The organism is Pseudomonadota bacterium (assembly GCA_034660915.1).
Classification (GTDB): domain Bacteria; phylum Desulfobacterota; class Anaeroferrophillalia; order Anaeroferrophillales; family Anaeroferrophillaceae; genus DQWO01.
Map to the genome: position 1 here is coordinate 1 of JAYEKE010000192.1, position 8,937 is coordinate 8,937.

Sequence of the window (8,937 nt, forward strand, 5' to 3'; positions counted from 1 at the left end):
GATGATCCCTATCTGTACGATAAGGATGGTGATGTTCTGTATGTCAATGGCGGGATGACCATGCGTTTCTAGGTTGTTTCCGTAAAGATAACTTTACTGCAAGGGGAGTACCATTTTGGTACTCCCTTTTTTTGTGTTTGACAATCTCACCGTCAAGTGGTTACATTCAGCTATCAGCTATCAGCTATCAGCTATCAGCTATCAGCGGAGCGGAAAGATTTTTCATGATGGAAACTTTGGCATTCATCGGTCTGGGGCGGGTAGGTGGCGCCCTGGCGGTTTTGCTGTCCCGGGCCGGTTTTCCCGTGGCCGCCATCTGTGACCGGGAACGGGGGAAAGCAGAAGCGGTTGCCGGACAGCTGGATGTGTCTACCTTGCTGACTACCGATGCCGTGCAGGCGGCCCGGGCGGCAACGGTGGTTTTTCTGACTGTCCAGGATCGCTACATCGGTCCGCTCTGTGAGCAGTTGGCCGCGGCTGGAGCCATCAGTAATGATCAACTGGTGGCCCATGTGAGTGGTTCCCTTACTTCGGAGGTCCTGCAGCCGGCGACTGAACAAGGCGCCGGGGTTTTTTCTTTACACCCCCTGCAAAGTATTGCCGATCCGGCTGCCGGCCTGCGGGTGTTGCCGGGCTCCTATTTCTGTTTTGAAGGGGATGAATCCGCCTATCCGCTGGCTGGCCGGCTGGTGGCGGCGTTGGAAGGGCGGCGGTTGCGGATTGCCGCCGTCGATAAACCCCTTTACCACGCGGCGGCGGTAGTGGCGTCCAACTTCTTTATGGCCCTGGAATTCCTGGCCATCTCCATGCTTGAACAAATAGGCGTCGGAGAGGAAGATGCCCGGGAAATGCTCCTGCCGCTTATCCGCGGCAGCCTTGAGAATCTGGCGTTGAAAGGCCCGGTAGATGCTCTTACCGGTCCCATTGTCCGCGGTGACCATCAGACCATTGCCGGCCATCTGCAGGTCTTGGAACAGAAAATGCCGACTCAGGTGGAGATGTATAAATCTTTGGCCCGCCTGAACGTGGAACTGGCCGCCCGAAAAAGTGGGGTAAGCCTGGCTGACTTTCCGGTATTGGAGTAAAACCAGGCAATCGAGCGCTAAAAGCGCCGGAATCAACCTTGATTAAAAACTGAAAAAATAAAATTATCGGACGGCAATAAGAATTCATTGAAAAAGTGCTTGACAAATCAGTTGAAACTGGTTATCTAATTCTGCTCAATGTCTGTAAATTTCAAACATAATCCAATCCGGCTGTAAGGGTAAAACTTTACAGCCTTTTCCTATTTCCCCCTCTATTTTATGACCTCATATTATTTTCCTCCTGAATTTGTTGTTGAAGTGCGTGAGCAGGTGGATGTGGTTGAAGTGGTGGGAGATTATGTCTCCCTGGTAAAAAGCGGGGCGAATTTCAAGGGTCTTTGTCCCTTTCACGGGGAAAAGACCCCTTCTTTCATGGTGCACCGGGGGAAGGGAATTTATCATTGTTTCGGCTGCGGGGTTGGCGGGGATGCCATTTCCTTTATCCGTAAGATTGAAAACCTGACCTATCCGGAAGCTATTCTGCGGCTGGCTCTCCGCTGCGGTCTTGATGTTGTACCTTATGAGCGGCGGGGTCAGGAAGCTGGCGATGCTGCCGAGCGTCAATCGCTGAAAAAGCAGCTTGGGGTGGTCCTGGAACGGGCCCATGAGTTTTTCCGGCGCCAGCTCCAGCGTCACCTCGGTGGTATGGTTGGGAAGTATCTTGATGAACGCGGCATTTCGACGACGGTGGCCGAACAGTTTGAATTAGGATATGCTCCTGATGGTTGGGATAACCTGGTTAAAGCAATAAAAAAGCCGGGCGACCTTGACATTGCCGTCCAAGCAGGCTTAATTGTTAAAAAGGACAATGGTAAGATCTATGACCGGTTCAGGGACCGGTTGCTCTTTCCCATCCGTGATGTGACCGGTAAGGTAGTCGGTTTTGGTGGCCGGACTCTGTCGGGGGCGGAGCCAAAATATCTTAATTCATCGGAGTCGCCGCTGTTCCAGAAACGTCGTTTGTTGTATGATCTCTATCATGCCAAACGGGCGATTGGTGAGCAGAATGAGGTCTTCATGGTAGAAGGGTATATGGATGCCCTCTCGCTCTATGCCCGGGGAATCGATAATGTAGTGGCTACTCTGGGGACGGCTCTTTCAGAAGATCACCTGAAGTTAGTAAAGCGCTACGGTGATCGGGTGGCGGTTTTTTTTGATAATGACCAGGCCGGACTGGCGGCAGCTTTTCGGTCTCTGCCGATTTTTCTCGGGGCCGGTGTTTTCCCGGCGCTGGTGCTGCTGCCCGAAGGGATTAAGGACCCTGACCAGCTGGCTCGGCAGTTTCCGGTACAGGAGTTGCAAGAGAAACTTCAGAATCAGGTAGATCTTTTTGACTATTACCTGGCGGAGCAGGAAAAAAAAGCCCGGGGCCGCGGTTATACGGAACGGCTGGCGGTTTTAGAGGAAATTGTCAGTCTGGTGGCGGTGGTTCCTGAATCGGGAATGGCGGGTATGGCCTTGCGGACGGTGGCTGATCGGCTGCATCTGGCCGAAGAAGTGGTGCTGGAAGTCTTTGGCCGGGTACGGCATAAGGGGCGTTCCCGGAAGAAAGATGAGGCTAAAGATCCTCCGGCAGCCAATGTCCAAACATTGAGTGTTGATCCTGAGGACATGGTGCTGGGAATTTTGAGCCGTTACTCCCGGTTGCTGCAAACCTTTGATCCGCGGAAAGCCTGTTTTGAACAGCCCATATCACCGATCTTTGTGGAGCAGCTGAAACTTGGTGGAAATTCCACTGTTGATTTGACCGGAATTTTGGCTTCCCATTTACAGCGAGATGAGTTGTTGACCCTGTATTCCCGCCTGGTGCTGATGAACCTGCCCAAGGAGGAACGGGATGCGGAACAGGCCCTTGCGGATTGTCTGAAAAAGTTGAAAATCCGTCATTTACGTCGGCAGGAGCAGGAAATTGATTCCATGATCATGGACTGCCAGGATGCCGCAGCGATGGCGGATTTACTGCGTCGTAAGATGGATATTGTCAATCAATACAAGAAGTGATGAGGGTATGCATGAGCGAAAATAAAAGTAATGCAAAGTTGACCCGGAGCGATAAAGAGAAATTGGCGGTTGTCGATGTTAAAGGGTTGAATAACCTGCTTAAAATAGGGAAGGAGAAAGGTTTTCTTTCCTATGCCGAGATCAATAATGTGCTGCCGGCTGAAGCGATTTCTCCGGAAAAAATTGATGAAATTATCATGCTGTTTTCCGACTTGGACATCGAGGTCATTGATGCTCAGAAGCATTCCCGGTTGATTGATGCCGAAGATGAAGAATCTTCGGTTCATGAGGTGGAAGTGAAAAAACCGGCGGCCCCGGCGGCCGGTGATCGTCAACATGATCCGGTACGCATGTATCTATGGGAGATGGGTTCGGTTTCCCTGCTTACCAGGGAGGGTGAGGTTGAAATTGCCAAAAAGATAGATGAAGGAGAGCATGAAGTTATCAGAACCATTCTCAAATCTCATCTTACCATCAGGGAGTTGCAGCTTCTTGGAGAGATGCTGGTTGCTGGAGTTTTCCGGGTTAAGGATGTTTCCAAGGATATTGAGGAAGAGATCGAAGAGGATTTGATTGTTGTTGCCAGCAATGAAGATAGGGATGAAGATTCAGAGGGGGATGATGGTCAAGGGAATGAAGTGGCTTTCAGCGAGGATGATGGTGATCCCTCTGGTGATGATGAAAGTTTGCGCCAGAAAATTGTCGGCTATATTGAACAGCTGGTTGCATTATATGAAGATAACCGGGCTATCAGAAATCGTTTAAAACATCCTGATGAAACAGTGAAAACCGTGCTTCAACGGAAGGCTGCCAGAGCCAGAGTCAGGGCGCAGGAACATGAGATGTTTGACCTTTTTCAGGCCATTAACCTGAAGCAGCGTCATATTGACGATATTGTTGCCAAATTAAAGGATTTTATCCGTTTGGGCCAGAGTCTTGGGAAAATGGTCACCCGTCTGGAATCCACCTATGGTATGCGGTTTTTTGCTCTTGAACGGCGTTGTAAGTGTTGCTTGAAGGATAAGGGGGAAAAGAAGACTTTCTTGCGTCAATATTCCCTTTCGGCGGATAACTTTGATGATTTGTTTTTCCGGGTTGAAAACCTGTCCGTCAAGGTTCGCCAATTGCGCCGTGATACCAGTTTCAGCCTGGCTGATCTGAAGCAGATTAACATCCAGCTTTGCGCTGGTGAGCGCAAGGCCGAATGGGCGAAAAATGAATTGATCCGGGCGAACCTCAGGTTGGTGGTCAGTATCGCCAAAAAGTATACCAATCGCGGGCTGCAGTTTCTGGACCTGATTCAGGAAGGGAACATTGGCTTGATGAAGGCGGTTGACAAGTTTGAATACCAGCGGGGATATAAATTCAGTACCTATGCCACCTGGTGGATCCGTCAGGCTATTACCCGGGCCATTGCCGACCAGGCCCGTACCATCCGCATTCCGGTGCATATGATTGAAACCATTAATAAACTGATTCGTACTTCCCGCTACCTGTTGCAGGAGCTGGGGCGGGAACCGACTCCCGAGGAAATTTCCGCAAGGATGGATATCCCTCTGGATAAGGTCAAGAAAGTTTTAAAAATAGCCAAAGAACCCATTTCTCTGGAGACCCCCATTGGCGAGGAAGAAGACAGCCATCTTGGTGACTTCATTGAAGACAAAAAAGCAATCAATCCCCTTGACTCGGTGGTGAAGTCAGCTTTATCAGATCGGACAACCCAGGTACTTTCGAGCCTGACTCCCAGGGAAGAAAAGGTTCTACGACTGCGTTTCGGGATTGATGAACGCTGTGATCATACTCTGGAGGAAGTGGGACAGGATTTTGATGTGACCCGGGAGAGGATTCGTCAGATTGAGGCTAAAGCCTTGCGTAAACTGCGCCATCCAAGCCGGAGCCGTAAACTCAAAGGATTTCTTGAGTGGTAGGGATGGCGTTTATTTGTTTTTTAATCGGTTGATAATATCGGCGTAGTTGTCGGTGCTGAATACCGCTGATCCGGCAACAAAAATATTGGCTCCGGCTTTATCCGCCGCCTCTATGGTGTCAAGATTGACCCCGCCGTCCACTTCAAGCAGGACCGGCAACCGGCGGCGGTCGATCAGGTTTCGCAGGGCAGCTACCTTGTTTAATGCTCCCGGGATCAGTTGTTGGCCACCGAAACCGGGATTGACCGTCATCACCAGTACCAGGTCAATATCATCCAGAATATTTTCCAGGACCGAGACCGGGGTGGCCGGATTGATGGAAACGCCGGCTTTCAGTTCATGTTCTTTAATTTGTTGGATCAGCCGGTGCAGATGGACGCTGGCTTCCGCATGAACGGTGATGATATCGCTGCCGGCTTCGGCAAAGGCATCGATAAAACACTCAGGGTTGTCAATCATCAGGTGAACATCAAGCAGCAGTTTGGTGTGGGGGCGCAGAGCCTTCACTACCCCGGGGCCGATGGTCAGGTTGGGAACGAAATGCCCGTCCATGACGTCAACATGAATGAGATCAGCGCCGGCTTTATCCACCGCCCTTATTTCTTCCGCCAGCCGGCCGAAATCGGCGGACAAAATGGAAGGAGCAATCATCCGGACGCTGCCATCCACTTCTAGTTGTCTGTCGGTCATTTTTTTACCTCTATCCTGTTTGTTGTTTTCTACCGGCGCTGTAAAACGGCGGCAAAGAAACCGTCCAGTCCTCCCGGTTCAAAAAAGAAAGTCTGAAGATAACCTTCCTTGGAGAACCATGGCCTGATCCATGAAGGGGTCAGTTGCGCCGGTGAAAGCAGGGAAAAATCCGGTTGTTCCCCCAGAAATCGTTCTATAACCCCCTGGTTTTCCTTTTTGCTGGTGGTACAGGTGGCGTAGACCAGGCGGCCTCCCTTTTTCAGGTATGTAGAACAATTTTTCAGGATTTGCAATTGAATTGTGGCCAGTTGTTCCAGATCTTCCGGCTGTTTACGCCAGCGTAGATCCGCTCGCCGGCGCAGGACGCCAAGTCCGGAACAAGGTGCGTCCACCAGAATGCCGTCAAAGGACTGTGGCGTTTCCGGGGGGAGGGGACGGCGCAGATCGGCAACTAAGGGTTTTACTGAGTTAAGCTGCAGCCGTTTGCCGGCATCAGCCACCAGCCGGGTTCTTTTTTCGCTGATATCAGCGGCGATAATGGTGCCCTGGTCGCCGCTTATTTCCGCCAGATGCCAGGCTTTTCCGCCGGGTGCCGCACAGGCATCAAGGATAATTTGGCCGGCAGTGGGATGAAGCAGATAGCTGATAAGTTGGGCGCCTTCATCCTGAACCGTAATGGTTCCCTGCTGAAAATGACGGGAGGAAAGCAGCCCTCCTGCCTGCCTGGCGGTAAAGCCTTCCGGCGCGTACAATGTTCGGGTAATGTTTCCGCTGGTGGTTATGGCGTCCGCAGTATTTTCCTGACTGGCCAGCAGTTCGAGAAAATCATCGCGGTTGGTTTGCAGGCTGTTTATCCGGAAGGTGGTGCCGGAAAACTCATTAGCCTGCCGGCACAGCTTTTCGGTCAACAAGGGACCGTAATCAGTCAGCCAGCTGGAGATCAGCCATTCAGGCAGTGAATGGCGGACTCCCATAAATATAATCGGCTCTGTTTCGGGATTGGGGAACAGGGATGTTGGCTCTGTTCGCAGGTAGGTTCGCAGCATCCCATTGATGAATCCTTCACGTCCCGGGATTTCACGCTTGGCTAGTTTAACGGTTTCAGAAACCACGGCATAAGGGGGGGAGCCGCTGAGAAAAATCAGCTGGTAGAGGGCCAGCCGCAGAATATTTCTGGTTTTCGGGTCCGGCCCTTTTTTGCGCTTGGACAGCCGGTCAATGATCCAGTCCAAACGTCGCTGCCACTTGATGGTGCCGGAGACCAGGTTGGTAATCAGGGCCCGGCTGTGGTTGTCAAGATTCTTCCCATGGCGGTTAAAGCATTGTTCCAGACTGTGGTCAATTCCGGTTGACTGGTTGTCGATGGCCAGCAGAGCCTTCCAGGCATGCCGCCTGGGAGAAGTGCTGCCGGCGGTCCGGGGGGAATCTTTTCTGCCGGTCTGCCTGGTGATTTTCAGCCCCTTTTTTGTTGCCTGAGCTTTGGGAGAATATGGTTTTCAACTGGTTAAAATCATTAAATTATTTAAACCTAGTGGTGTCCGGTTAGGTCCTTGCATCCTGCTAGCATGTGCTGATTCAGACCATATTTTCCAGGCGCCTGATTCTGTCTTCGGTGGCCGGATGGGTGGAAAACAGCTTGCTCATTTTGCCACTGGTTAATGGGTTGACGATAAACATGTGTGCCGTAGCCGGCTTGGCCTTTTTCATCGGCAGGCGCTTACTATAGTCATCGAGTTTAGCCAGGGCTGAAGCCAGAAAATGGGGGTTGCCGCTGATCCGGGCACCGCCTTCATCGGCAAGATATTCCCGGGAGCGGGAAATGGCCATCTGGATTAACATGGCCGCCAACGAGGCAATCATGGTGAAAATCATGACAAAGATAAAATTGCCGCCATTGTCATCATCGCCGCCGAAGCCGCCGAAAATAGCGCCCCAGCGGGCCAGGCTGGCAATCATGGAGATGGCGCCGGCGATGGTCGCGGCGATACTGCCGATGAGAATATCCCGGTGTTTGACGTGGCTCAGTTCATGGCCCAGTACTCCCATCAGCTCATCATGAGTGAGCAGCTGAAGGATGCCACTGGTGACTGCGACCGCCGCATGCTCGGGGTTTCTGCCGGTGGCAAAAGCATTAGGGGTGTCTTGGGGAATGATATAGACTTTCGGCATTGGCAGCTCAGCTCGCTGGGCCAGGGTCCTGACTATGGAGAAAAGTTCCGGATGGCTGCCTTCCGATACTTCCTGAGCTTTATACATGCGTAAGACTATTTTGTCACTGAACCAGTAAGAGCCGAAATTCATTGCCGACACCAGGATAAAGGCGAAAACCATTCCCTGATTGCCGCCCAGCATCCTGCCGACCAGAACGAACAGTACGGTTAATCCCACCATTAGGGTGACGGTCTTGGCTTGATTCATCTTAATAACCTCCAGTAAAAACAGATTTCTTAGACTCATGAAAGGTAGGGATTATGATAGTAAATGTCAAGGTAATTTTATCTTTACAGGATGTTATTTCAGCTTAGCTGAAAGAGTTTTTTCTTGCTATTTAGTCTATACTTTCATACATTATACGTAATTAAAATTTTGTCTCGTATTAGGAGTATAGATAATGAAATATATGCGATCTTCTGGTAAAGTGGTTCGCGGATTTTTTATCCTCTTTTTCTTGATCGTTACTTTTTGCCTTCCTCAGCATTCATTTGCCGCCTCGGCCGAGGAAATTAATATTAATGTCGATGCAACCCTGAAGCGGTTCAAGTTGTTGGTTCCTGGAGGGGCTGAATTTCTGCAGAAAGCCAAAGGCGTTCTGGTATTCCCCAGTGTTGTTAAAGCCGGTTTTTTTATCGGTGGGGAATATGGCGAGGGGGCTTTGCGTGTTGGTGGTAAAACGGTTGGTTATTACAGTACCGCAGCCGGGTCCATTGGTTTGCAACTGGGTGCTCAGTCAAAATCAGTGGTGCTGGTTTTTCTCCAGAATAAGGCACTGGCTGATTTCCGCCAGACAAAAGGATGGAAAGTGGGATTGGATGGTTCCGTTGCTTTGGTGAAATGGGGAACCGGTGGTGATGTCAATACTATAGATATAAAGGACCCTATTGTCGGTTTCGTTTTCGGTAATAAAGGGCTGATGTTCAACCTGACCCTTGAAGGTTCCAAGTTCAGCCCCATTGTTCGTTGAGGTAATTTTTATTTCAGGATGATAGGCGGCTTGCCTGGTGGATGTATTCTTG

7 protein-coding genes are annotated in these 8,937 nt (G+C 50.7%); 4 read left to right on the forward strand and 3 right to left on the reverse strand.

Features of this window, described 5'->3' with window-relative positions; genetic code table 11:
• The first annotated feature begins 224 nt into the window (after positions 1-224).
• The 3 genes from U9P07_11015 (at position 225) to rpoD (ending at position 5,014) form a co-directional block, all read left to right on the forward strand.
• The gene (locus U9P07_11015; protein ID MEA2109937.1) at positions 225-1,085 is read left to right on the forward strand and encodes a Rossmann-like and DUF2520 domain-containing protein; all 861 of its coding nucleotides are present in this window, start codon (positions 225-227) and stop codon (positions 1,083-1,085) included.
• 219 nt (positions 1,086-1,304) lie between these two features.
• Positions 1,305-3,086: a DNA primase gene (gene dnaG, locus U9P07_11020; protein ID MEA2109938.1), complete on the forward strand. Its 1,782-nt coding sequence runs from the start codon at positions 1,305-1,307 to the stop codon at positions 3,084-3,086.
• Between the two features lie 11 nt (positions 3,087-3,097).
• Positions 3,098-5,014, forward strand: coding sequence for an RNA polymerase sigma factor RpoD (rpoD, locus tag U9P07_11025; GenBank protein MEA2109939.1), 1,917 nt, complete (start codon positions 3,098-3,100; stop codon positions 5,012-5,014).
• Positions 5,015-5,023: 9 nt separating this feature from the next.
• On the opposite strand, the gene rpe is transcribed toward rpoD, so the two are convergent.
• The 3 genes from rpe to htpX all read right to left on the reverse strand — a co-directional run bounded on the left by rpe (position 5,024) and on the right by htpX (position 8,122).
• Positions 5,024-5,704, reverse strand: coding sequence for a ribulose-phosphate 3-epimerase (gene rpe / locus U9P07_11030; protein ID MEA2109940.1), 681 nt, complete (start codon positions 5,702-5,704; stop codon positions 5,024-5,026).
• 29 nt (positions 5,705-5,733) lie between these two features.
• Positions 5,734-7,161, reverse strand: coding sequence for a 16S rRNA (cytosine(967)-C(5))-methyltransferase RsmB (rsmB, locus tag U9P07_11035; protein MEA2109941.1), 1,428 nt, complete (start codon positions 7,159-7,161; stop codon positions 5,734-5,736).
• Positions 7,162-7,279: 118 nt separating this feature from the next.
• Positions 7,280-8,122: a zinc metalloprotease HtpX gene (gene htpX / locus U9P07_11040; GenBank protein ID MEA2109942.1), complete on the reverse strand. Its 843-nt coding sequence runs from the start codon at positions 8,120-8,122 to the stop codon at positions 7,280-7,282.
• Between the two features lie 193 nt (positions 8,123-8,315).
• On the opposite strand from htpX, the gene U9P07_11045 reads away from it, so the two are divergent.
• On the forward strand, positions 8,316-8,885 hold the full coding sequence (locus U9P07_11045) for a YSC84-related protein (protein MEA2109943.1): 570 nt from the start codon (positions 8,316-8,318) through the stop codon (positions 8,883-8,885).
• The last annotated feature ends 52 nt before the right edge of the window (positions 8,886-8,937 follow it).